A 23,531-nucleotide genomic window follows, 5' to 3' on the forward strand; every position below is an offset into this window, starting at 1 on the left:
TTTGCAAAAAAACAGGCGGATGACGATCCGCCTGCAAGTCCACGTACGCTTCTATTCGAGATGGTCGCGCAGCCATCCTTCCAGCTCGGTCAGCGACCTGGGCGTTGGATGGCCGAGCCGCATGCGCGGCGGAATCGCACCCCACAAATCCAGCACGGCGGGACGCGATAGCCCCCAATCTCGGAGCGATTCTCCCAGATCGAACAGCCGCTCCGGCGCGTCTTCCATGACGCAATGGCCGTCTTGAACGACGATGCAGTGATCCGCCCATTCATACGCCAAATTCATATCATGGGTCGCCATGACCATCGTCACGCCTTCCTCGTCATGAATGCGGGCGAGCTCGTCCAACAGCGCACGCTCGGTAGCGCGGTCAAGATAAGCGGTCGGCTCGTCCAGCAGCAGCACGCTCGGTCGCATCACCATCGCGCCGGACAGGGCGACCCGCTTCTTCTGGCCGAGACTAAGCGCATGGATCGGCGTGTCCGCCGCTTCCGTCATTCCCATCGCATGCAGCGCTTCCCTTACGCGGTCTCGAATCTCCGGTTCCGGGACGCCGGCGTTGCGCAAGCCATAAGAGACATCCTCGTAGGGCGTGTTCAGGATGAGCTGCTGCTCCGGATCTTGAAAGACAAGCCCGATCTGCTCCCGGATTCCGCGAAGCCCGCGGCGCGTCTCCGGATAAAGTTGTCCGCGAAACCGCATCGTTCCGCGATCGGGACGAAGCAAGCCGAGCAGCTGTAGAAAGAACGTCGATTTGCCGGACCCGTTCCGGCCGAGCAGCGCGGTCTTCTTGCCCTGCGGAATGCGCACGGTCAATCGATCGAGCGCCGGCTTGCGACCGGCGGGATACGTATACGAGATACCCTCGCATGCGATGATGTCGTTCATGATAGCCATCCTCCCGGCAGCGTCAGCGCCGTTAACGTTAAGATCGCGATGCCCATCCAGGCTTCGATTCGCAGCCTTGCCGGCACGGTCCCCGGTTCGGCGGGCGCCAGCCGCAGCTCGTCTTCGAATCCACGCGCGCGAAGTCCGCGCGTCCATCCCTCATACCGGGACATCGTCCGACTGAACAGCCGCGCCGCGAGCGTTGCCGTATCGGCGATGGTTCGCTTCGCGCCCCGATAGCCTCCTCTAGCACGCTGAGCCATATACAGTTCGACGGCCGTTTGGAGCAGCAGGAAGAGAAACCGATACATGATTTGCATGATTTCCAGCACGAGCTGCGGGACGCGCAGCTTACGCAGCACATGGAATAGATCGGCCATCGGCGTGGTCAGAATGACGAAGAGAAAGCAGCTCGAGCAGGCTAGAATGCGAAACATGAGCCGAACAGCGAGCCATCCGCCCTCATCCGTTACGACCAACTGCCAATGTCCGATATCAACTCGGATAGCCGCCCCGGATATCGCCGCGGCGCCTTCCGGCATCACCTCGACCAATAGCGCGGGCAGACTGAGCAGATAGAACCCGAGCACGCTGCCGAGCGCGGCGGCATAGAACCGCGCGCCGATTCCCGCCCTTATGACCGTCCAGCTAAACAGCCACGCGACGATCGCCGCCTGTTCCGCCGGTCCGGCCAGATAGGCAAGCAGCAGCAGCGCGGCGGCGAAGCCGCATTTTGCCGTCGCCGGCAAGCTTCTTAAGCGATTGCCGTACGAATAACTGTCGATCTGCTTCAAGATCACGATTTATTTCTCGATGCTTTCCCTCGGAACAAGCCGATCACGTAGCCGATGAAGCCCGCGCCGAGCGCCGCCTGCAGCGCGAACAGCATGCTCTCCGTTTCGCCCGGCGGCGACAAAAGCGAGGAGAACCAAGGCTCGTAGGCAGGATCCACGGTCGCGATTATCTCCTCGGCTTGTCCGTCCGCGCCGCCGAATTCGCCGTTGACCAATGCAAGCGGCAGCACGGCGAGCAGAATGACGGCAACAACAATCCACGTATTGCGATAACGTTTAAACATGCGTGCGCGCTCCTTTCATTTTGCGCTGGAGCAGTCGGAACTCGTCCGCTCCGTATGACTGCAGCCAGTTCCAGACCAATACGGTCAGCAAGCCCTCGCTGATCGCAAGCGGTATCTGGGTGACCGCGAAGACGCCGCCGAACTTCATCAGCGAAGCGGCGATGCCTCCGCTGGCCGACGGGAACGCCAATGCCAGCTGCGCCGAGGTTACGACATAAGTGGCCAGATCGGCTACCGCGGCGGCCGAGAAGATGGCCAGCTTCTGTTTGCCCGTCGTCCGCGTCAGCCAGACGTAGACCGCATAGCCGGCCATCGGCCCGGCGACGGCCATCGAGAACGCGTTCGCGCCAAGCGTCGTCAATCCGCCGTGCGCGAGCAGCACCGCCTGGAACAGCAGGACGATCGATCCCAATACGCTCATCGGCAGCGGGCCGAACATCACCGCGCCGAGGCCCGTCCCGGTTGGATGCGAGCTGCTGCCCGTGACGGACGGCAGTTTCAGCGCCGACAGCACGAACGTGAAGGCGCCCGCGAGGCCGAGCATGATTTTGAGCTCCGGCGTTTCCTTCGTGATCTTCCGCAAAGAACGAAGTCCCATCGCGAAGAACGGGATGAAGACTACCCACCAGAATATCGCCCATCCGACGGGCAGGAAGCCCTCCATAATGTGCATCGCATATGCGGATTGCGGCACATTGAACCATAGGTACAGCGCGAACGCCGCAACAAGCGACAGCGTCCCCGCCCATTTTCTTTTCGTCACGTCTGCCAAACCCTCTCCCCTAATTTGTCGCGCGCCGAATCGGACGCGCCAATCGCGCGCCGTTGGGACGCGCCAAAAAAGGCGTCCCTCCCCTTCGTGTTGCAGGGGAAAGACGCCCGTATGTACGCAGCTTATCTACCATCCGGTTGCTCGTCTAACACCTCCCTATCTCCCGTAGGTAAAGCAGTGTCGTCGAAACAGGCAGGTCTCCTGGCTACCGGCATCATCGTCGTCAGCCGCCTTCCCGGTTTGCACCCAGTGGCGATTATGCGCTTTCGACTCCTCCGTAACAGTGGCGGGACCGCGTCGGCTTTGTACCGAACTTCCCTATTAAGCCGGAACGGCAGCCTGCTGCGGCCGCCTTTCCAGCACCTGTTTCCGTTATTCGATTATGTCCGCCTCGGCGGGTTCAAACCTATGAACATAGTAAACGGTCGCCGCGTTTTGCGCAACAACCGTTTTGGAGAAGCGTCTTAGCGGAAGGACTGCCAGAACGGTCGGTCCTTCGCCAATATCGCGTTAATTTGCGCGAACGGGATCGTGAACGTCGGGAAGCCCGCCGCGTAAGGACCGATCTCGTAAGGCGCGAAATACAGGTGGAGCGCCGTCCCCGAGACGTAGAACGGCTGGTCGGGCGCGATCCCTTTGTACGTGTCCGGGAACACGTAATCGTATTGCGGATCGTTCTTGATCTGTTGGCCGACGATGTCGCTCAGCGCCTTCACGTAATCGCTGCCGGGCTTGAACAAGTCTTCGAGCCGGTAGAACGCTCCGGTTGTAATGTCGACGTGCGGATAGATCAACGTCGGCATGCCGTGCGCGGCGCCGAATGGGAAGTCGTAGGCGGACAGCTCGAGAACGAGCAGATTTTTGCGGAACATCGAGATTTGGAAATCGCCCGTATACGAAGCTTCCAGCTGCTGATCGGCCGGAACCGGCTTCACTTGGGACAGTTCCTTGAGCTTCGTATTGACGTTCTGCTGCGTATTCGGGTTCGACATGCCTTCCAATTGCGGATAGTAGACGAGGTAATCCTTGTTCGGGCTGTATTTGACCTCGCGCACCCGGTACGGATCGCGCAGCGGAATGATGCTGTTCTGCCGCCAAACGGATTGTCCGTCGTTCGTCCAATACGAGAGCCGCTGGTCTACGTTCGCCGCGATCAGACCATCCTCGAGCGTTAACGTGCCGCTGCCTTTAATCCGGGGATAACCCGGCGCCGCCTTGCCCGTCCGGTCGATAAAGTACGTATGCGTTCGATCGTAGACCGACGCCAGTCCTTGCTTATAATCCTGAACGTCGAAGTAGACGAAGTCGCTCAGCCGCACGCCCTTCGCGGTCGCAATCGCGAATTTGGAACCCCTGTATGGCTCGTTCTCGTCGATCGCCTGCCCAAGCGCCAGCCGATTGTCGCCCGGATGACGGATATCGTTGTAGCCCGGCTGAACGACATAGTTCCCTTTCTTGTCAATGACGCCGTATACCGATTTGTAGTCTTCGCCGGTATTGACGACGGCTAGCCCGTCGCGGAACGGCTGCGCGTAGGTGTAGGCCGGCTGAATGACGATTCTGCCTTTCTCGTCGATATAGCCGTATTTGCCCCCGGCCTCCTGCTGGAAGGATAACAGACCGTCGCTCGGCGGACCGACGAACGGGTGATGGAATACGGCCACCTGCGTGCCGTCGGGCCGAATGACCGCGTATTCGCCCTCCTTCGTCTTGACCAGCGCGCGGTCGCGCTGGAAGTCGTCCGCTTCCTCGAAGCGGGCCGGAATGACTTCGTTGCCCGCCCCTTCGATATAACCGTACAGCAAGTTCCCGTCCGTATGCTGCACGTAGAAGACGGCCCTGTTATTATGCAGATTCCCCAAGAACGAGTAAGCCCGCTTCGTGACGATCCGCCCTTCGGCATCCATCAGCTTGAAGCCTTCTTTATCGATTACGACGGCATGCCCTTCCGAGAATTCGCCGATGGAGTCGTAGATCGGCTGGACGACGAACCGCCCCGACGTATCGATCAGCCCCGTCCCCTGTTCCGTCCCGACGGACGCAAGCCCGTTCCGGCCGAACGCGCCTGCAGAGCGGAAGCGGGGCTGAAGAACCATTTTGCCCGATCGGTCGATGTACCCCCAGCGAATGCCGTTCACGGTCTTAAGCGATGCCGGGAATAGCGCCTCCGTCCTCGTCGCCGCGCCTTGGCTTCGTTGAAGCTGGCCCGCTATCTCGCGCTGCAGCCGTTCCAGCTCTTCGCGAGACGGGTACGGATGCGGGAATTCCATCGCGCGGCCTACGGTTAACAAGGCGGCTTGCGGCGCTCCGGCTCTCAATTGCGCATCGGCCCAATAGTACCAATAGAACGCGTAATCGGGATGCAACCGCACCATCTGCTCGTAATAGCCCGCCACTTTATGAAAATAGCCCGTCTCCGCATCAGGCGCCGGCACGATCGCGCCGCCATGCCAACGGAGAACCTCCACTCTGTACGCCTCGCCCGTGTCGTGCGACCAGAGGGCAAGCTCCGACTGCCCGTCCCGACCGCCGGGCGCGACCATATCCATGACTTCGATGTAGCTGTACGTCAACGGCTCCTTCAAGACGCTTCGCAATCCGCCCGGTTCCCAATCGTAGATCGCCAGCTGCGACCAGATCGCGCCCATTTGCCAGCCGACCAGCAAATTATTGCGCTTAGCGCTCGTTACCGGCGACGCGGACAGCAGCGTCACGCCGTAGCCGGAACCGCGTTCGTTCACGACGGCTTCCCAGCCTTCGTCCGTATTCCGGAGCACCAGCAAATACAGCGCGTCTCCATATCGGTACACGGCCGCGACCTCCGGCTCGCGGTCGCCGTTCAAATCCGCCGCGACGATCGCCGGATGCTTCACCGGTCGTTCGATGACGGCAAGCTCGGCGCCATGAGGCAAAAATTGCCCTACGAGCCGCACAAGCTGCTGTTCGTGTGCGATCATTCCGCGTCCCTCCTCCACTCGCTCTCGCTACCGCCTTCTATCGCGCAGGCGCATAGCTTTTCGCCTAATCGTATGCGTCAGCGCGTCAGATATGACATTAACGAGCGAGGGAAGCGGAAGCTAAGCTTTATGTGGATCCAACCCGTGCAGAAACAAATGCACGATCTCCGTCGCCGCTTCGTCAGGGGAGAGCAGCCCTTCGGTAAGCTCGGGCTGATTGCGCATCAGCATTAACATCGCGAAAGCGCGGGATAGAAAAATTGGATTGCTCTTCCGGATGATTCCATCTTCCATCGCGCTGCGGAATACGCCGGATAGCAAATGATGAAGCTGCTGCTCCTGATCGCGAATCGAGGCGATTTGCTCCTCGCTCAAGACGGAGGATGCCTTGCGCATCATCGTTTCGAATTCGACGTGCGAATGGCGAAGCAGCCCGATGGCTAGCAGCTTCAGCTTCCCGTGCAGATCCGGCGTCTCGCGGACGATGTCTTCGCTTCTGGCCAGCGCCGTGCGCAGCATAAGCAGAATCGCCTCGGTGAACAGCGAGCTCTTGTCCTTGTAATAGTGGTAAATGGTCGCCTTGGTAACGCCGCACAGATCGGCGACCTCCTGCAGCGACAGCTTATCATAGCCCAGTTCCATGAATTGCATGGCCGCCGTGCGCAGAATAAGAACGCGCGTCGCGTCCGTGCGCTTGCCTCTCGGACGGCCGGTTTTCGATTTGTTCTCTGGCTTGTCTTGCATAGAAGTCATCACGCCCCGCTTATGTGCAAAATAATGAAGTTCAAAAAGATGTAACGATTCCCGATTGAAATATCTACTCTCGGGTAGATATAATTAGTGCAGCTTCATTTATTTTACCCTTTTACCCCTAATTTTGAAATGGAGGAACACCTTAATGGAATCGAACAGCTGGCTAGCCAAGTATGGCAGCCTCGTAGCGGGCAAGCGAACGCGGTGGATCACGATATTCGCGTGGATTCTGCTCGCCGCGGTTCTCAGCATGACTTTGCCTCAAGTAGGCAGCAAAGAAATCAACAACGCGCCGAATTTGAAGGATGATCTCCCTTCGGTTCAAGCCGCCGCCATTATCAAAGAGCAGTTCCCTTCCGAATCCGGATTGCCGGCGCTCATCGTCTGGCATCGCGACAGCGGGCTGACTGCGGAAGACTTAGCCGCCGTTCAAGGACTGGCGCAACAATTGACCGACTCGCCGGTCGAAGGCCAATCCTCCACGGTTCCGCTTCACCAAATGCCCGTCGACGCGCTTCGCGCGCAAGTCTCCGAGGACGGCACGACGCTCATCCAGCCGATGTTCTTCGACGAATCCGCGGATGCGGAGGTCATGGAGAGTTCGCTGGAGCAAATCAAGACGCTCGGCGACGAGGCAGCCGGCGCGAAGCCGTTCGAGGCAGAGACGGACGGCGGCGAGCTGAGCGCGCGCATCACCGGCCCGGCCGGCATCGCGGTCGATGCCTCCGCGCTGTTCAGCGGCGCCGACGTCTCGCTCCTCATCGCGACCGTCGTCATCGTGCTCGTCATCCTGCTCGCTATCTATCGCTCTCCGATTCTGGCGCTTATTCCGCTCGTCGGCGTCGCTTTCGCCTATGCGGTCACCAGTCCGCTGCTTGGCTGGATGGCCGGCGAAGGCTGGATTACCGTCGATTCGCAAGGCATCTCGATCATGACAGTACTGCTCTTCGGAGCCGGAACCGACTATTGCTTGTTCTTGATTTCGCACTTCAGAACCGAACTGACCCGGCACGAGAACAAATTAACGGCATTAATTCATGCCATTAAAGACGCAACCGGCGCGGTCGCCATGAGCGGCTTTACCGTCGTGCTGTCGCTGCTCGCGTTGCTGCTCGCCGAATATGGCGCGTACCACCGGTTCGCGGTACCGTTCAGCTTATCGATCTTCATCATGGGCATCGCCAGCATTACGCTCGTCCCTGCTCTGCTGTCCGTCTTCGGACGCGCCTCGTTCTTCCCGTTCATCCCGCGCACGCCGGAGATGAAGCGCGAGCGCGCGATCCGCAAAGGCAAGCCGGTTCCGAAAGAAACACCGCAACGCGGTTTCGGCCAGGCGATCGGCGGTCTCGTCACCCGCAAGCCGTGGACCGTGACGATCGTATCGGTCGTCATTCTCGGCGCGCTGGCCGGCTTCGCGCCCGCCATCAACTATAACTACGACATTCTGTCGTCGTTCCCGAAGACGATGGACTCCCGCGAAGGCAACGATCTGATCGGCGAGGCGTTCTCGCCGGGCAGTCTGGCGCCCGTGACCGTCGTCGTGGACACGGAAGGCAAGGACGTTAATCTCGCTTCGGTCTTCGAAGCGGACGACAAGATCGCTTCCGTATCCGGCAAGCCGGAATCCGGCGCCACGGAGCCGAACCTGCAATCCTATTCGATCACATTAGCGATGAACCCTTACTCGCTTGACGCCATGTCCTACATTCCCGAGCTGCAGGCGCGCGCGGAGAATGAACTGAAGGCAAGCGGCATCGCCGAGCCTCGCGTCTGGGTAGGCGGCCAGACCGCCGAACAGCACGATACGAAGACCGTCGGCGACCAAGACCGTAATCTGATCATTCCGGTCGTCACCGTGCTGATCGCGCTGCTGCTCCTGGTGTACCTGCGCTCGTTCGTCGCCATGTTGTATTTGATCGCGACCGTCTTGTTGTCCTATGGCGCGGCGCTCGGTCTCGGCTGGATCATCATCCATTACTTGATGGGCGCTGACGGCATTCAGGGCTCCATCCCGCTTTATGCGTTCGTCTTCCTGGTCGCGCTCGGCGAAGATTACAACATCTTCATGATTTCGAGCATCTGGCAGAAACGCAAAACGATGCCGCTGCGACAAGCGATCCGCGAAGGCGTCGCGGATACGGGCGGCGTCATTACGTCCGCCGGCTTGATCCTCGCGGCCACCTTCGCGGTGCTCGCCACGCTGCCGATTCAAGTGCTCGTGCAGTTCGGCATCATCACCGCGATCGGCGTCCTGCTGGATACGTTCGTCGTCCGGCCGTTCCTCGTACCGGCGATCACGGTCCTGCTCGGCAAGACGGCATTCTGGCCCGGACGCGTATATGAACCGGCGGCATCCGGCAAGGCAGAACGCGTGACTCGCGCTTATCGCGGATAAGTATAAGACGCAGCAAAACGAGCCGCCCCGGCAAGGGGCGGCTCGTTTGATTTGGACCACAGGTGAACGGAACGACTTCTTACCATGATGCGTTCTAAGGGGAAAGCGCATCAACAAGCTCGTTCAGGCGGTCAATCGACCGATATTGCCCGGCATTCGATGGCTCCCCCGCCGTCTTGCCGCGCAGCCAGACGGCTTGGAGTCCCGCCCGGATCGCCGCGTCGACATCGTTGACCGGATGATCGCCGACGTACACGGCATGATGCGGCTGTACGCCAAGCTTGGCCAGCGCCAAATGGAAAATCGCGGGGTCGGGCTTTTTGATCGACACCTCGTCCGACACGATAATGGCATCGAACAACGGCCGGAATCCGCTTCGATCGATCTTGGCCTGTTGGCTCCGGCTGCTGCCGTTCGTAATCAGGCCGAGCTTGACGCCGCGAGCTTGCAATTCCCGAAGCGCATCTAAGGCGCCGTCCATGACGACGGTATGGCGGCTGAACGTCTCGAACCATGTTTCGAGCAGCGTCTCCACGGTCGTATGCGGGTTTTTCATCGGGACCTTTTGCAGCCGCATACAGCTGTTTTTTGGGCGCGTAACCTTGACAGTCAGTCTCAATCAGCCAATTCGTCAACCGATCCGCCTGTGCGTCATTTTCATAAGCGGCATAGGTTCGCACGAGTTGCGAGGCGTACGCGCGAAATGCGGCATTTCGGTCGAGTAACGTATTATCCAAATCGAACAACACGGCTTGCAACGTCATTCTATGTCCTCCCGGCTCAAACTGCTACGCACGCCGAAATCCTTTGTACCGCGATCCCTGATGGGTCAGCACGCCCGCGTCGCCTTCCGCGAGCAATCCATATTCCGGTCCCTTGACAGGCAGCTCGACGCGCGCGCCATCGATGAATTCGAACGTGACGTAATAATTCGTGGATGCGCTCATCTCGCCCGATCCGCCCCATACTTCCGTGCGTTTCGCCACGACGCGAGCGGGCTTCTCCACCAAATCCGAGGCGTTATTAGACGCGTATCGGCTTATGCCGCGAATGAATACGGTAACGAAGCCGCCGATCACGATAAGAAAGACAAGTCCGCCGAATAATTTGAAGAATAGCGGCGTCCCGCTCCAAAAATCCGAAAATCCTGGTCCGTCGCCATAGTAGTTCATGATGTCCTCCTTTTATGCGCTTCAATTTGAATGATAAATGCTCGCCTATATATTCGTTTGATTTCCGTTCATTTCCTTTTCCGTCGGCGAAATTGGCGAATCCCCTTTATTTTTCGCCACAAAGTTCACAAATCCGGCTTTCTTTGTTTAAACTTGCGGCAGAACGTTATGCTATGATAAAAAAGATGTCTTTTTATATCTGTTTTGTAAATGGAGGAACGTATATACGATGCAAGACAAATCCCAAGAACCGAATGCAGGCGGCTCCCCGAATTCCGTCCAGGCCAAGCCCAAGTCCCGAATTTGGCGCAAAATCATCATCTCCGTCGCGATCGCTTCGACGACGTTCATCGTCGGTTCGGGCGCATTCGCCGGCTACCTTTATTACAAAGCCAATCAAGCGTTCGACAAAATCGCCGCGCAGGAGACGGAAGATGCGCAGCAGCCGGTCGCGACCGTCGAGCCCCCCGCTCAGCCCGCGAAGCCTCTCGTCGACAAACCGATTTCGTTCCTGCTGACCGGCGTCGATAACCGGGAAGGCAGCGGCGGCACGATGAACGCCGACGTGCTCATGCTCGCCAGCTACGATCCCGCCGACAAATCGGCGGCGCTCATGTCCGTGCCGCGCGACTTGAAGATCGCTTCGGACGATCACGGCACCCATAAAGCGAACTACTTCTTCCCTTATTACTACAACAAGGATAAGGAAGCGGTCATTCCAAACGTCAAAGCGTTCTATAGCGACCTCCTCCAAACGCCGATCGATTATATGGTCGTCGTCGACTTCGCCGGCCTTCGCGAGATCGTGGACGCGCTTGGCGGACTGGATCTCAACGTCGATATGGATATGCGTTACATTGACAATGCGGACGGAACCAACATCGACCTCAAGCAAGGACAGCAGAAGCTCGGCGGCAAAGAAGTGCTGGATTTCGTCCGTTACCGCAAATCGAACAAAGGCACCGAGGAATCGTCGGATATGGCTCGCAACGAACGTCAACAGCAGGTGTTGACCCAGATGGTCGACAAAATGAGCTCGCTATCGGGTATCTCGCAATGGGGCAACATTCTCGATATCGTCGGCGAGCATATCCGGACGGACATTCCCAAGGATACGCTAATCGACTGGATCATCAACTACAGTTCGATGAAGCCGGCGACGTTGAACCTGAACGCGCTCGAGGGCGTGTGGGATAGCCCGTACATCTACGTGCCGGAGTCGGACCTGAGCGCCAAGCTGTCCGCCGTTCGCGCCAAGCTGGCATTGCCCGCGCTGGATATGGACGATCTGAAGGACCATATCGGCACGATCGAAGACGATGAATCCGAAGAACTACCGCAATAACGCGGGAGTCTCGCGCCATAATTAAGAGAAGCCTTGCTTTCGGCATCATGCCGACAACAGGGCTTCTTTTGTAGCCTAGCTTGCTTATGACATGCTCGTGATCATCCCTGCATGCTTCACAACTTCAATGGTTCGATCTGCGATACGATTACCGCGCCTCCAGCGGGTTTCCACACCAGCTCCCGGTCATCCCCGATCTGAAAGCCGAATTTGCCGTAGAAATGGCGGAGCCGCCGGTCATGCTCCTCGCCGCCGGCATCCTGCATGCGGCCGTCGATGTAGTCGATCCCCCGTTCCAAGGCATGCCGCAGCAGCTGATTCATCATGATCGTGCCATAGCCTTGATTGATTTTGTCGCCCAAAATCCGAATATATTGCAACTTGTATGCGTTTTCATTTTTCTTCTGCTGAACATATACCGCCAAGTCGTTCAAATATCGCCGCGTCGCCCCGCCCGATTCATGGACGATCCGGCCGAACAGATGAAGCCCGTTGTCGGTATAAATGATGAGTCTGCCGCCCTGCCTCGTCGGAACCACGCTTACGACTCTGCACCCGTCCTGGTGAATCGCGTCGACCTGGGCTTTCGTCGCCTCTTCCACCAACATCCCCCACTCTCGGTTTATGTTCGGTTTCATTACAGATATATGGCGAGGAACGACAGACATGACAACCAAAGACAAGATGTAAGCGCAGTTTTCTTCCGTTCAGGTAGAGCAACGCGTTTCATTCCGCAGATAAGCAAAATACCCCCGTTTCGCCGCAAGGGCAAAACAGGGGCTTTGTCGGTTCTAGGTTCTATCCTTACCCGCCCTTGCCAACGATGTTAACGCAGCAAGGAAAGGTCGAATTCGGGCACGAGTCCTTCCTTCGCTGCTCGGCCGAGAAGCGATTCGACGGCGGCATAGCCGTCTTCGCCCAGATCGGCGGTAAAATCGTTCACGTACAACGCGATATGCTGCTTGGCCACCTCGCGCGACATCTCTTGCGAATGTTCCAACACATAGGCATCCGATGCTTCGGGATGCGCCCACGCATACGCGACCGACTCGCGAATCCAGGTTGCGATCTGCTCCGGGTTCGTCAGCGACCGCTTGGCGATAATCGCCCCGAGCGGAATAGGGAGTCCCGTATCGGATTCCCACCAGCTGCCCATATCGGCCATGAGCGTCAAGCCGTACTCCGGATACGTGAATCTTGCTTCGTGTATGACAAGGCCCGCGTCGATGCGACCGTCCCGGACGGCAGGCATGATCTCGTGGAAAGGCATGACGATCACTTCGCCGATGCCGCCGGGCACCTTCTGCGCCGCCCACAGACGGAACAACAGATATGCGGTCGAGCGTTCGCTCGGGACCGCCACGCGCTTGCCGGCAAGCGATGCCGGATCGTCGTTGCCGTCCTTGGTCAGCACGAGCGGGCCGCACCCGCGGCCAAGCGCGCCGCCGCATGGCAGCAGTTGATAATCTTCCAGCACCCAAGGGAGCGCCGCATAGGAAATTTTCATGACTTCAAGTCCGTCTCCGCTCGCTGCCAGCTTATTCGTGATGTCGATATCCGCGTACATGACGTCCCAATCCGAAGCCCCCGGAATCAATCCGTGCACGAGCGCGTGAAAAACGAACGTATCGTTCGGACAAGGCGAGAATGCGATTTTCATCTTAGATGACCCCCGTAAGCGCCGCGCCGGCTGCTTCAAGCGCCTGCAGCGCGTCTTTAATTCGCCACGCATCCCGATCGCGCGGTCCCACCGCGTTCGAGATCCCTCTTATCTCCAATACGGGCACTTTCATTAGCTTGGCGGCGGCCGCGACGCCATAGCCCTCCATCGCTTCCGCGGCCGCGCCCGGAATGCGGGCAACCAGCGCTGCCGCCGTATCGGCCGTCCCCGTTACCGTACTGACCGTAAGGACCGGCGCATATGCGGCTACGATCCCTCTCGCCGTCAACGCGGCGGCAATCCGTCTGGACATCGATTCATCAACCGTCATACGCGCGGAACCGAAGCCAAGCTCGTCGATCAGCATAAATCCGTCCGCCGATTCCGCGCCCAAGTCCGCGGCGACGATTTCGCTCGCCACGACGACCGTGCCAATATCGGCCGCGCCTTGGAAGCCTCCGCCGATCCCCATGGTAATGACTCGTTCGTATCGGCCCAATGCGAGCGCCGCAGCCGTCGAGGCTGCGGCGGCGGCTTGTCCGACGCCGCCTACAAGGATATGGAACCGCTCGCTGCCGCCAAGACCGCGCTTCACGGCCTCTAATTCCGCCTCCACCGACGTCACGATCAGGCATCTGGCTTCCTCTGCTCTCTGCACGTTCTCCATGTTGATTCATTCCCCTTTCCCCACTTGCGCGATCCAAGTCTAACCGCGGCCGGACCGCCAACGCAATGTTACCATGATAGCGCAATTCTCTCGCCGTCTCAAACGAGCGGCGCCTCGCATGCCGCGACCGAGACCGCCCCGTGCAGATCCTAGCCGATGGAAGATGTCAAAAAAAGCCAGGGACACAAACCCCGGCTTCCTGCACGTCCTATTATGGCTGCGCGCCTTCCTTGCGGCACTCTTCGCAAATGCCGTAAATCTCGAAGCGATGATTCAAAATTTGATAATTGCCGGGCAGATCAAGCGATTGCTCCATCGGACAATAGTCGAACGTCATCGTCTTCTCGCAGTTGACGCAAATCAAATGGTGATGGTGATGGGACAGGCAGCTGCCTTTGAACTTCAGGCCGCCTTCCATGAAATAAAACTGCTCCAGCACGCCCATCTCGCTGAGCATTCTCAAGTTCCGGTATACGGTATCGAAGCTAACGCTCGGATACTTCGCGCTCATCTGGTCGTAAACGTCCTTAGGCGATAAATAGCCATCGTGATCCGAAAAAATATGGGCAAGCGTCTTGCGCTGCTCCGTGATTCGCCATCCGTTCCGAGCCATAACGGCAAGCATATCTTGGGCCAATACGGAATGCGCATGGCTCTGATCGTGCTGATGTGCCATCTTCGTTCTCTCCCTTTCCCTTCGCCGCTAGCATCTCTCATTTTATCAGCAATCGAATGATTTCGCCATTTTTTTCAGACAAGCGAGGCGGAAACGCGGCTGATTTAGCTGCGGGGCGGTTAGGCGTAATACCCGAACAAGAGCAGAATCAACAGACAGGACAAGGTCAATGCGAAGTCCTTCAGCCGCCAGCGAAGCGTCCGCCGCACGGTCGGATATGGTCTGCGTCCGACGCCGCGGCTTTCCAAGGCGCTGGCCGCCTGCTCCGCGATCCGGAAGAGGGCCAGCATGAACGGCAGCACGGACTCGCGCAGCTGTCCCGGCAGCTTGCGAAGCTTGAAGCGAGCCGTCTTCCCGCGGGCTAAACTCTGTTTGGCGAAACGCTGCCACTCGGCAAGGAGCACCGGGATAAAGCGAAGCAGCAGCGTCACCGTGAGAATTGCCGTCTGTCCGACGCGCGGCACGTGTCCGCGTACGGCGAGCGTCTGCTCCAAGGCGCGTCGCAGGCGCAGCGGCGTAATGACGATCGGCAGGCCGAACCCGAGTAGCATGACCAGAACAGGCCTGGCCAGCGATTGGATCGAAGCAAGGAAACCGTCGATATCCCAGGTAAGGCCCAAGCTTCCTCCCTCGAAGCCTGCGATGAGCGCGGCGGTAAAGGAGAAGGTCAGCATCGCCTTGATCGCGCCGTGCCATCGGCGTAGCGGAATGCGACCTGCGGCTATTGCGGCCGCCGTAATCACGGCGCCGGCCGCAATGCCTGGCCAAGACTTCTGCAGCAGAATCGCGGTGGATAGCAGCACGTAACCGAGCCAGACCGACCGCGGGTCGAAATTTGCCAGCGGCGACTCCGCGCGCTCGTCCTTCCGCGGCGCTTGAGATACGGCGGCATACAGCTCGCTATGCGGTGCCGTCTCATTGTGTGCAGAAGCAACTCGCGCCGCCTGGTCTTCTTGCGCTTTCTCGATCGACCCGGTTGACGTCTCCGGGTTCATCTTGCGCGCGATAGCCGCCGCGGCAGCCGTGGATTCGGTCGTCGCGCTTACGCTGACCTCGACGCCTAGGCGCCGCAAGCCGCTAAGCACGTACAACCAAGCGGGGATGCCCATGCCGCATTCCGCGAACCATTCGGGATGCTCGAGCAATTGCTCCGGCACGCTCGTCCGGATGGAGCGATCTCGTCCCATGAGCAGCACTTGATCCGCGATCGGAATCGCCCAGTCCGTATCGTGCGAGATCAACAGGATCCCCTGTCCTTCGGCTGCACGCCTCTTCAACGCGCGTGCCAGATCGTGATGCGCGGCCGCGTCGAGTCCCGCCGTCGGTTCGTCCAGCAGTATCCAAGGGACCGGCACCGCGAACAAACACGCGAGCGCCGCCCGGCGCCGCTCTCCGCCGCTCATATGCTGCGGTTCCCGACCGAGCCAAGACTCGTCCCATCCGACCGTCTTCAACGCGTCTTCCGTTCTCGTCCTGACCGCCGCTTCCGGCAATCCGTAGGGCTTAAGCGCGAAAGCCAGTTCGTCTCGCACGGTACGCGCGATCAACTGCTCCTCGGGGGACTGGCTCGCATAGCCGTACGCCATCAGGCCGGCGGTATTCAACCTACGGCGCCTGCCCTTCTTCTGCCAAACCGGGTCGTCGCCGAACGTCGCCTCGATGTCGGATTCCGGACGAAGACCGGCGATGCTCTCCAGCAGAAATGTTTTTCCCGAACCGTTCGCGCCGATCAGGACGGTAATCGTGCCTGGCTCCAAACGCAATTCGTTCGAGATCAGCGGTTCGCCATACTCATTAATACCATTAACTTTAATGTTGTTAATCTTTAATGGCATATAATATTCGCTGTTTCTCATAAGTTAACGACCTCCCGCCACTCCGCTTCGGTCATCGGCAGCGGGTCCTGCATCAAGCCTTCGGTGCGCATGGCAAGCGCCAGGCGCATCAAGTAGCTAGGCTGCAGACCGCTGGCTTCGCATGGCGATACGCCTGACGCCTCGTCCCATCCGTAGAAGAAATCTCTTGCGCGGCCATCAAAGCTTAACTCTCCGTCCTTAATGGCCAGCACCCGTTGTTCGGGCATAAGCTCGTCTAACCGCTGCGTAACCCAGACGATCGCGCTCCCCGCCGCGTGCCGTTCGCGTATGAGTTCGCTTGCGATCGCCCGCGTCTGATCGTCCAGCATGGAGGTTGCTTCGTCCAGCACGAGCATCGGCGCTTCCGCCGCGACCGCGGCCGCGATCGCCGCCAATTGCCTTTGCCCGCCGGATAGTCGATCCCACGGAACATCCGCCACGCGCCCAAGTCCCGTCCGGCTAAGCGTCTCCGCCGTGCGCCGGTCGATCTCGTCCGCCTTCAACTCCATCCACTCCAAGGCGAACATTATTTCTTCGCGCGGCGTCTCGCCGAATAGCTGCGCATCGGGCTGCTGCATGACGTAAGGCGCCGGATATTCGCCGGCGAACCCGCGATCGATCGCGCCGCTTACGCCTTCCATGCTGAGACCTGCCAGCATACGGGCAAGCGTCGATTTCCCGCTGCCGTTCGTTCCTGCTATGTAAATCCATTCTCCGGGCGAAAGCGTCAGAGTAACCGCGCGCAGCCTCAGCGGAGCTTGCGCTTCGGCCTCGCCTGCTCCCGCGACGTGAACGTCTCTTATCTGCAAATCATGCGCCGCTCCGTCGGCAATGTTCATAAGCGTCATTTAAAATTCCCTCTTCTCAAGGTTGGCAGACCGTGGTAGAATCCGAATTGTTAACCATCATTCTATCAACTAGGTTAACATTCGAAAGGAGATTTGACAATGTCCACCTCATCACCGACCGCTTACGCTTCAACGAACCAAACGGTTTACACGATCCGGGGTATCGTATTTACCGCGCTGTTCGCGGCGTTGTTCGTCGCGTCCAGCTGGCTGAAGATCCCGCTCGGTTTTACGCCCGTCCCGATTACGCTGCAGACGCTCACGATCATGCTCGCCGGCGGCCTGCTCGGCGCGTTCTACGGTTTCTGGAGCATTGCGGTCGTTATCCTGCTTACGGCTACCGGACTTCCGCTCTTCCATGGCAACGGCGGCATCTCTCTGCTGACCGGCGCGACAGGCGGATACATCTGGATGTACCCGTTCGCCGCGTTGCTCGTCGGGTTAGTCAGCGACAAGTTATTCCGATCCGGAAGCGCCTTTACGAAGGGCAAGACGGTACTCCTCTTCTTCGGCTTAATGGTGTTTGGCGTCGCCCTTCTCTACACGACCGGAATACCGTGGCTGTCCCACGTGACCAAGATGTCGATGAGCGAAGCTTACGTCCAGGGCTGTTATCCGTTCCTCTTCGGCGACACGGTCAAAGCGATCGTCGCGGCCGCGCTCATTCCGATCCTGCGTCCTCGCCTGCCGAAGCTTCGTCCTTAGGCGGACAGTCGCGATACATAAATAAGCCGCAGCGGCCGCTGCGGCTTTTCTTCTATCGGTCCGTTCGTTCTACCATTCCGACTCCCATGCGCACGCGAACGCATGATTGCCTTTGCGGGAATGGGCAGCCGCGCGCGAGCTCGCCGGCGCGTGGCGAACGTCGTCGGTCCCCATGAAATCCGCGAAATGCTTGCTCTCCTGCCGCCGGATGCGCCGCGCTTCCTTCCGTTCCGGCGCCGTGTTGAAAAGCAGCCGTTCTTCGTCGGATTCGGGCTGCACGCCCGGCACTTCCACGGGCCGATTATCGTCGCCGAGGGCGACGAACGTCAAGAACGACGTAGCCGACACTTTGCGCTTGCCGGTTAATAAGTCCTCGGTCACGACGCGCACGAACACTTCCATGGACGTTTTGTGCGACCACGTGACGAATGCGGACAAACTAACCGCATCGCCTTTTTTGACCGGGTGGAGAAAATCGACCGAGTCGGTCGACGCGGTCACGACCGGTCTTCTCGCGTGCCGCGTCGCGGCGATCGTCGCCAAATCGTCGATATAAGCCATCAGCTTCCCGCCGAATATCGTGCCATGGTGATTCGTGTCGGGCGGAAGGACGATCGCGTCCTTAACCGTTAACGACGCCGAGGCGGGTCGAGTATGCATGGCAATCGCCAATTCTTCCAGTTTCATCATAGCTGCACCTGATTTCTTGTTGTTTGGGATATCGCTTAGTTTACATCCGCCCCTGTTATAGGTAAAATACATATTTCGAATCGAGTCCATGCTTTTTGGTTATAATCATCGCAATTAAGTCGTCATCACTTCATCGGAATTACAGGAGCGAGAACATGGATCTTAAACAACTGCTTTATTTCGTAACCGTGGCGGAAGCCGGCAGCTTCACGCAAGCGGCGCGCAAACTTCATCTTACCCAGCCCTCGCTGTCCAAAATGGTTCGGCTGCTCGAGGAGGAATTGGGCGTCCTGCTCCTCGACCGGTCGGCCAAACCGCTCGAGCTTACGGATGCCGGCGCGGCCATGCTCAAATCGGCGCGTCAGGTTCTGCAATCCGTCGAGCGTATGTCCGGCGATTTGGCGGAAGTCATGACCCTTAAGAAAGGCAAGCTTCATCTCGGCATTCCGCCGATGATCGGCAGCACTTTTTTGCCGCCGGTTATCGAACGTTTTCTCGCGCTCTACCCGGACATTCGCCTGCAAGTGACCGAACGGGGAGGCAAGCGGCTGGAAGAGGATATTTTGCAGGGCGAGCTGGACTTCGGTATGGTGATCCTGCCGGTGAAGGACGAGGCCAAGTTTTGCATCATGCCCTGCCTCCATCAGGATTTGCTGCTGGTCACGGACAAGCAGCATGCCTTCGCGAACCGCCAATCCGTGCAGATTCATGAGCTCGAAGACGAATCGTTCGTCATGTTCAGGGAAGATTTCACGCTTCATCACTTGATCAAGGAACAATGCTTGCTGGCCGGTTACGAACCGCGCATCGTACTGGAAAGCTCGCAGTGGGATTTCATGACGGAGATGATCGCGTCGCGATACGGCATTACGCTTCTGCCGGAAGGCATCTGCCGTCAGCTGGATCCGAACCGATTCGCCGCTATCGCGGTCGAGCCGGCGATCCCGTGGCGGTTGTCGATGATCTGGCGCAAGGACCGTGCTATGTCGTTCGCCGCGAAAGAATGGATCCGGCATGTGGAACAAGCGCTCCAAGAGAGAAAACGCTAATTGCTTGTCGCCCATAAAAACGGCCCGCATCAACGTCATGTCGATGCGGGCTGTCCTCTTCGCAAGTGTTTTCCATTCGCCGACGTTACTTATCGCCGGTTGACTCTTCGTTATTCGGAGCCGCATACTTGTCGTACCGCGCATCCACTTCCCTGGCCATGGAACGAAACAGCTTCGTTTCCTCCGCCACCGGGTCATGCTCGGTTTGAACGCGCATTTCGTACTTGGCCGGGAGTTTGACGCGCGCCCGTTCGTCCCGGTCGGACTCGGCGTTCATCGGTCCGTTCTCGAGCTGTTCCGCCAACTCGTGCTCCATTTCCGATAGCTTGAATTTCGCTTCGTTCTTCTCATTCTCCATCCTTACGGACCTCCTAGATCGTTATGAACCCGGCTCTTCGCCGGATGGCCGCCAATCGCGCACGCCGTTATCCTCAATAATGCCCAGCGTCACGTCCGCGATATCCGGCGTCGCGAGCAGCTTGTCGCGTACGCGGAATTTAATGTCGTCCGCCACGGCGAGCGTCAAGCCTGGCCTGAGCTCGATATAACCTTCGACATGATAGAAACGACCCTCCTGCAATATGCGCATTTTATTAATATCCGTGACGTCCGGATCGTCCAGAATGACGCTTGCGACGCGCATCTCGATATCCAGCGGCGCGGCAACGCCGATTAAGCCGACCATGTTATCGTAACCGACCTTGAACGCGACGCCGACCATCAAGATTCCGATCACAACCGTCGCGATCCCGTCGAACAGGCGAAAGGTCGTAAATTCCGCGATCACAACGGCGATCAAGGCAAGCAGCGCCCCGCTGGTAGCCACCACGTCTTCGTAAAAGACCAGCCGCGTCGGCGGCGCAGCTCGTCCGACGTTCCGGATGGCCGCCATCGCGAAGCCGCCCACCATGTCCGCCCTCGTCTCCTTGACGATTTCCTTCATCGCCTTGATCAACACGAAGCCATCCACCGCGATCGCGACGATGAGCACGCCGAAATTCAACCAGAAGTTCGAGGCGTCGGCCGGGTGCTGCAGAAGATGAACGCCTTCCAGCACGGTCTCGTACGCCATAACGGTAACGACGATGACCGCGATCATGCAGAATATGTTGATGACCCGGCCGAAGCCCGTCGGGAACCGCTTGGTCGGCGCTCTCTCCGCGAGAACGCTGCCCGTAAAGACGAACGCCTGGTTCACCGCATCCGCGACCGAGTGCATCGCGGATGCGAACATGGCGCCGCTCCCGCTTATGCCGGCGGCGATCCCTTTCAAGACGGCCAGTCCGGCGTTCCCCAGCGCCGCCACGGCCGACGACGTATTGCCCTTCTTGACCATTTGCCAGAATCCGCTCATGCCAAGGTCACCTCCCGTGTTTGGACGCAGCTCGCGGTCCATTCATCTACCTATACACTTCATCGTGCCTTGCGAACCCGATTTTTATCCATTCGAGGATCGTGTTAGGTCTGATTGCATGCGAGCCGCAGATTTCGCCGATAGGTTTGGATGAGGTTTGGATGAATAATTAATGTTCGGATTTTGATCAACTTCACCTATATTAACTGGCCATATTACGAAATGATAACCTAAAACACGAATGTTTGCGCAATCAACTGTTGACATATACGCCTTCGTCTATTAAGATCAATCATGCAACAACCGACAAACACATATTACGACTGTTCGTATATCCTCGATAATACGGTTCGGGGGTCTCTACAAGGAACCACAAATTCCTGGCTACGAACGGGTTGCCTTTGATGCATACCCGTTCGGCGCCAGGATTTTTTGCGTTCCCATCATCCGGCGGCGCGAGATCATTGATTAGGCAGACACCCTTTTATTCTAACTATTAAGCCCTTTGGAGGACGATGAACCGTGAGCAAGTACGATGTGATTGTAGTAGGAGCCGGTCCGGCCGGAATTTTCGCATGCTATGAATTGACGCTGAAGGCACCTCATATGAAGGTGCTGCTCGTGGATAAAGGGCATGACATCTATCGGAGAAGCTGCCCGATTCTGGAGGAGAAGATCACGCTGTGCCCGCCGCCCGCCGGCAAGAAGGATTTCGCGGGCTGTCTGCCGGCCTGCTCGATCACGGCCGGTTTCGGCGGCGCGGGCGCATACAGCGACGGCAAATTCAACATCACGACCGAATTCGGCGGCTGGCTGACGGACTGCCTCGCCCCTTCCAAGGTGCTCGACTTGATTCAATACGTCGATGCCATTAATCTCGAGCATGGCGCCACGCCGGCGATCACCGATCCGACGACGGAGACGATCCGAGATATCGAGCAGCGGGGCTACGCGGCCGGACTGAAGCTGCTGCGCGCGCAGGTGCGCCATCTGGGTACCGAGCAGAATCTGGAGATTCTGAAGTCGATCTATGAATATTTGAAAACGCGGATCGATATGACCTTCAAGACGATGGTCGAAGATATCGTGACCGTAAAGGAAGACGGCGCGCATCGCATCACCGGCATCGAGCTGAAGAACGGCGACGTGCATGAAGCCGACCGCGTCATGATCGCCCCTGGGCGGGACGGCTCGGAATGGCTGACGTCGATCTTAAAGAAACGCCGGCTCAAAATGTACAACAACCAGGTAGACGTTGGCGTGCGCGTCGAGACGTCCGACGTCGTCATGCGCGAGATCAACGAGCATTTGTACGAAGGCAAGTTCATATTCAATACATCGGTCGGCACGCGCGTCAGAACGTTCTGCAGCAATCCGTCCGGTCACGTCGTCGTCGAGAATCACAGCGGCGTCATGGCGGCGAACGGCCATTCCTTCAAGGACCCTGCGCTCGGGTCGCCGAATACGAACTTCGCCCTGCTCGTCTCGCACAAATTCACGGAGCCGTTCGACAAGCCGAACGAATACGCGCGCGAAATTTGCAAACGGGCGAACGATTTATCCAATGGCGGGGTTATCGTGCAGAAGTACGGCGATATCATCCGCGGCCGCCGGTCGACGGAGAGCCGCATCCGCGAAGGGTTCCTCGAGCCGACGCTGAAGGAAGCCGTTCCGGGCGATCTCGGTCTCGTGCTGCCCTATAACACGATGAAAAGTCTCGTGGAGATGGTCGAAGCGCTGGAGAAAGTAACGCCGGGCATCGCCTCCGAGCATACGCTGTTCTACGGTGTCGAAGCGAAATTCTACTCCGCCCGTCCGAAGCTTACCGAGAGCCTGGAGACGGAGATCCGCGGGCTCTACTGCGGCGGAGACGGCGCGGGTATCACGCGCGGACTCGCCCAAGCCGGCGCGGCTGGCGTCTGGATCGCGCGAGGGATGATCGGCGAGTAAGGAACGCAAGCGGGCGATCGCGATTAAATCGATAGATACGCCGAATAGAATAAAGGCTGAGCAGGTTGCCCACGCAACCCCGCTCAGCCTTTATTATTATGCCGCCTGCCCTATTCGGACGGGGCGACGAACGCTTGATTATAGCACTTACGACAAACGGGCTTGTAGTCCTCGTTGCCGCCGATTTGAATTTGCTCGCCCTCGTTCACCGGACGTCCGTCGCGGTACCGAATGACCATCGTCGCCTTGCGGTCGCAATGCCAGCAGATCGTCTTGATCTCCTCGATCTTGTCGGCCTGCACGAGCAAGTAATAGCTGCCCTCGAACAGCTGGTTCTGGAAGTCGTTCTTCAAGCCGAACGCCATCACCGGCACGTTCAGCTCGTCGACGACGCGCGTCAGCTCCAAGACATGATGCTTCTTCAGAAACTGCGCCTCGTCGATGAGCACGCAATAAATTTGTTTCGTTGCGGGATTAGGCTGGTACGCCTTCACGCTTTCGTACAGATCGGTGTCGTCATGTACCGGGATGGCCGGCCGCTGGAATCCGACGCGGGAGCCGACCTGCTCCGAACCGCTGCGGGTGTCTACCGAAGGAGAGAAAATCAGAACCGGTTTGCCTTGTTCTTCGTAATTATGCGCGACTTTAATGATCTCGAATGACTTGCCGCTGTTCATCGTGCCGTATTTGTAATAAAGCTGAGCCAATGGTTA

The 23,531-nt window shown here is 58.4% G+C and carries 23 protein-coding genes and 2 riboswitches; of the genes, 5 read left to right on the forward strand and 18 right to left on the reverse strand.

Annotated elements, in window-relative coordinates; all coding sequences use genetic code 11:
• Positions 1-51: 51 nt before the first annotated feature.
• From BCM02_RS03185 to BCM02_RS03210, 6 genes are all read right to left on the reverse strand, one after another.
• On the reverse strand, positions 52-891 hold the full coding sequence (locus BCM02_RS03185) for an energy-coupling factor ABC transporter ATP-binding protein (RefSeq protein ID WP_148927579.1): 840 nt from the start codon (positions 889-891) through the stop codon (positions 52-54).
• Positions 888-1,691 carry a cobalt ECF transporter T component CbiQ gene (cbiQ, locus tag BCM02_RS03190; protein WP_187433998.1) on the reverse strand — a complete coding sequence of 268 codons (804 nt, stop codon included), beginning with the start codon at positions 1,689-1,691 and terminating at the stop codon, positions 888-890. Before cbiQ ends, BCM02_RS03185 begins: the two co-directional genes overlap by 4 nt.
• Entirely contained in the window at positions 1,688-1,969 is a 282-nt protein-coding gene (locus BCM02_RS03195; protein WP_148927581.1) for an energy-coupling factor ABC transporter substrate-binding protein, read from the reverse strand. Before BCM02_RS03195 ends, cbiQ begins: the two co-directional genes overlap by 4 nt.
• Positions 1,962-2,732, reverse strand: coding sequence for an energy-coupling factor ABC transporter permease (locus tag BCM02_RS03200; RefSeq protein ID WP_425466140.1), 771 nt, complete (start codon positions 2,730-2,732; stop codon positions 1,962-1,964). Before BCM02_RS03200 ends, BCM02_RS03195 begins: the two co-directional genes overlap by 8 nt.
• Before the next feature lie 183 nt (positions 2,733-2,915).
• Positions 2,916-3,123: riboswitch (cobalamin riboswitch) on the reverse strand.
• A gap of 82 nt (positions 3,124-3,205) precedes the next feature.
• The gene (locus tag BCM02_RS03205) at positions 3,206-5,698 is read right to left on the reverse strand and encodes a WG repeat-containing protein (RefSeq protein WP_148927582.1); all 2,493 of its coding nucleotides are present in this window, start codon (positions 5,696-5,698) and stop codon (positions 3,206-3,208) included.
• Positions 5,699-5,818: 120 nt separating this feature from the next.
• Positions 5,819-6,442: a TetR/AcrR family transcriptional regulator gene (locus BCM02_RS03210; protein ID WP_187433999.1), complete on the reverse strand. Its 624-nt coding sequence runs from the start codon at positions 6,440-6,442 to the stop codon at positions 5,819-5,821.
• 154 nt (positions 6,443-6,596) lie between these two features.
• Here BCM02_RS03210 and BCM02_RS03215 point away from each other — a divergent pair, with 154 nt between their 5' ends.
• Positions 6,597-8,846, forward strand: a complete 2,250-nt coding sequence (locus tag BCM02_RS03215; RefSeq protein WP_148927584.1) for an MMPL family transporter — start codon at positions 6,597-6,599, stop codon at positions 8,844-8,846.
• A 94-nt stretch (positions 8,847-8,940) separates the two neighbouring features.
• Here the strand turns inward: BCM02_RS03215 and BCM02_RS03220 are convergent, their stop codons facing one another.
• Positions 8,941-9,402 (reverse strand): HAD family hydrolase, encoded by a 462-nt coding sequence (locus BCM02_RS03220; RefSeq protein WP_187434000.1) that lies wholly within the window; start codon positions 9,400-9,402, stop codon positions 8,941-8,943.
• A 232-nt stretch (positions 9,403-9,634) separates the two neighbouring features.
• Positions 9,635-10,018 carry a DUF2500 domain-containing protein gene (locus tag BCM02_RS03225; RefSeq protein ID WP_148927586.1) on the reverse strand — a complete coding sequence of 128 codons (384 nt, stop codon included), beginning with the start codon at positions 10,016-10,018 and terminating at the stop codon, positions 9,635-9,637.
• 229 nt (positions 10,019-10,247) lie between these two features.
• Between BCM02_RS03225 and BCM02_RS03230 the strand changes: the two genes are divergently transcribed.
• On the forward strand, positions 10,248-11,363 hold the full coding sequence (locus BCM02_RS03230) for an LCP family protein (protein WP_148927587.1): 1,116 nt from the start codon (positions 10,248-10,250) through the stop codon (positions 11,361-11,363).
• Positions 11,364-11,479: 116 nt separating this feature from the next.
• Here the strand turns inward: BCM02_RS03230 and BCM02_RS03235 are convergent, their stop codons facing one another.
• The 6 genes from BCM02_RS03235 to BCM02_RS03260 all read right to left on the reverse strand — a co-directional run bounded on the left by BCM02_RS03235 (position 11,480) and on the right by BCM02_RS03260 (position 17,070).
• Complete coding sequence (locus BCM02_RS03235; RefSeq protein ID WP_148927588.1) at positions 11,480-11,971, reverse strand: GNAT family N-acetyltransferase; 492 nt, start codon at positions 11,969-11,971, stop codon at positions 11,480-11,482.
• A 218-nt stretch (positions 11,972-12,189) separates the two neighbouring features.
• On the reverse strand, positions 12,190-13,023 hold the full coding sequence (locus tag BCM02_RS03240) for a 1,4-dihydroxy-6-naphtoate synthase (RefSeq protein WP_148927589.1): 834 nt from the start codon (positions 13,021-13,023) through the stop codon (positions 12,190-12,192).
• 1 nt (position 13,024) lies between these two features.
• Positions 13,025-13,690, reverse strand: a complete 666-nt coding sequence (locus BCM02_RS03245; protein WP_148927590.1) for a futalosine hydrolase — start codon at positions 13,688-13,690, stop codon at positions 13,025-13,027.
• Between the two features lie 211 nt (positions 13,691-13,901).
• Positions 13,902-14,366 carry a Fur family transcriptional regulator gene (locus BCM02_RS03250; RefSeq protein ID WP_148927591.1) on the reverse strand — a complete coding sequence of 155 codons (465 nt, stop codon included), beginning with the start codon at positions 14,364-14,366 and terminating at the stop codon, positions 13,902-13,904.
• 119 nt (positions 14,367-14,485) lie between these two features.
• The gene (locus tag BCM02_RS03255) at positions 14,486-16,222 is read right to left on the reverse strand and encodes an ATP-binding cassette domain-containing protein (protein ID WP_148927592.1); all 1,737 of its coding nucleotides are present in this window, start codon (positions 16,220-16,222) and stop codon (positions 14,486-14,488) included.
• Complete coding sequence (locus BCM02_RS03260; RefSeq protein WP_148927593.1) at positions 16,219-17,070, reverse strand: energy-coupling factor ABC transporter ATP-binding protein; 852 nt, start codon at positions 17,068-17,070, stop codon at positions 16,219-16,221. The genes BCM02_RS03255 and BCM02_RS03260 overlap by 4 nt, the downstream gene beginning before the upstream one ends.
• A gap of 99 nt (positions 17,071-17,169) precedes the next feature.
• Between BCM02_RS03260 and BCM02_RS03265 the strand changes: the two genes are divergently transcribed.
• Positions 17,170-17,775 carry a biotin transporter BioY gene (locus BCM02_RS03265; protein WP_148927594.1) on the forward strand — a complete coding sequence of 202 codons (606 nt, stop codon included), beginning with the start codon at positions 17,170-17,172 and terminating at the stop codon, positions 17,773-17,775.
• Between the two features lie 69 nt (positions 17,776-17,844).
• Here the strand turns inward: BCM02_RS03265 and BCM02_RS03270 are convergent, their stop codons facing one another.
• Positions 17,845-18,462: an acyl-CoA thioesterase gene (locus BCM02_RS03270; protein WP_246183172.1), complete on the reverse strand. Its 618-nt coding sequence runs from the start codon at positions 18,460-18,462 to the stop codon at positions 17,845-17,847.
• Positions 18,463-18,620: 158 nt separating this feature from the next.
• Here BCM02_RS03270 and BCM02_RS03275 point away from each other — a divergent pair, with 158 nt between their 5' ends.
• A complete protein-coding gene (locus tag BCM02_RS03275; protein WP_148927596.1) occupies positions 18,621-19,514 on the forward strand; it encodes a LysR substrate-binding domain-containing protein in 894 nt (297 codons plus the stop codon).
• Between the two features lie 85 nt (positions 19,515-19,599).
• Here the strand turns inward: BCM02_RS03275 and BCM02_RS03280 are convergent, their stop codons facing one another.
• Together BCM02_RS03280 and BCM02_RS03285 are read right to left on the reverse strand one after the other, a co-directional pair.
• Positions 19,600-19,872 (reverse strand): hypothetical protein, encoded by a 273-nt coding sequence (locus BCM02_RS03280; protein WP_148927597.1) that lies wholly within the window; start codon positions 19,870-19,872, stop codon positions 19,600-19,602.
• Between the two features lie 21 nt (positions 19,873-19,893).
• A complete protein-coding gene (locus BCM02_RS03285; protein WP_148927598.1) occupies positions 19,894-20,868 on the reverse strand; it encodes a cation diffusion facilitator family transporter in 975 nt (324 codons plus the stop codon).
• Between the two features lie 307 nt (positions 20,869-21,175).
• Positions 21,176-21,275: riboswitch (purine riboswitch) on the forward strand.
• 115 nt (positions 21,276-21,390) lie between these two features.
• On the opposite strand from BCM02_RS03285, the gene BCM02_RS03290 reads away from it, so the two are divergent.
• Positions 21,391-22,818 carry an NAD(P)/FAD-dependent oxidoreductase gene (locus BCM02_RS03290; RefSeq protein WP_148927599.1) on the forward strand — a complete coding sequence of 476 codons (1,428 nt, stop codon included), beginning with the start codon at positions 21,391-21,393 and terminating at the stop codon, positions 22,816-22,818.
• A 110-nt stretch (positions 22,819-22,928) separates the two neighbouring features.
• Here the strand turns inward: BCM02_RS03290 and BCM02_RS03295 are convergent, their stop codons facing one another.
• A complete protein-coding gene (locus tag BCM02_RS03295; RefSeq protein ID WP_148927600.1) occupies positions 22,929-23,525 on the reverse strand; it encodes a thymidine kinase in 597 nt (198 codons plus the stop codon).
• Between the last annotated feature and the right edge of the window lie 6 nt (positions 23,526-23,531).

The organism is Paenibacillus methanolicus, from assembly GCF_008124765.1.
Classification (GTDB): domain Bacteria; phylum Bacillota; class Bacilli; order Paenibacillales; family Paenibacillaceae; genus Paenibacillus_Z; species Paenibacillus_Z methanolicus.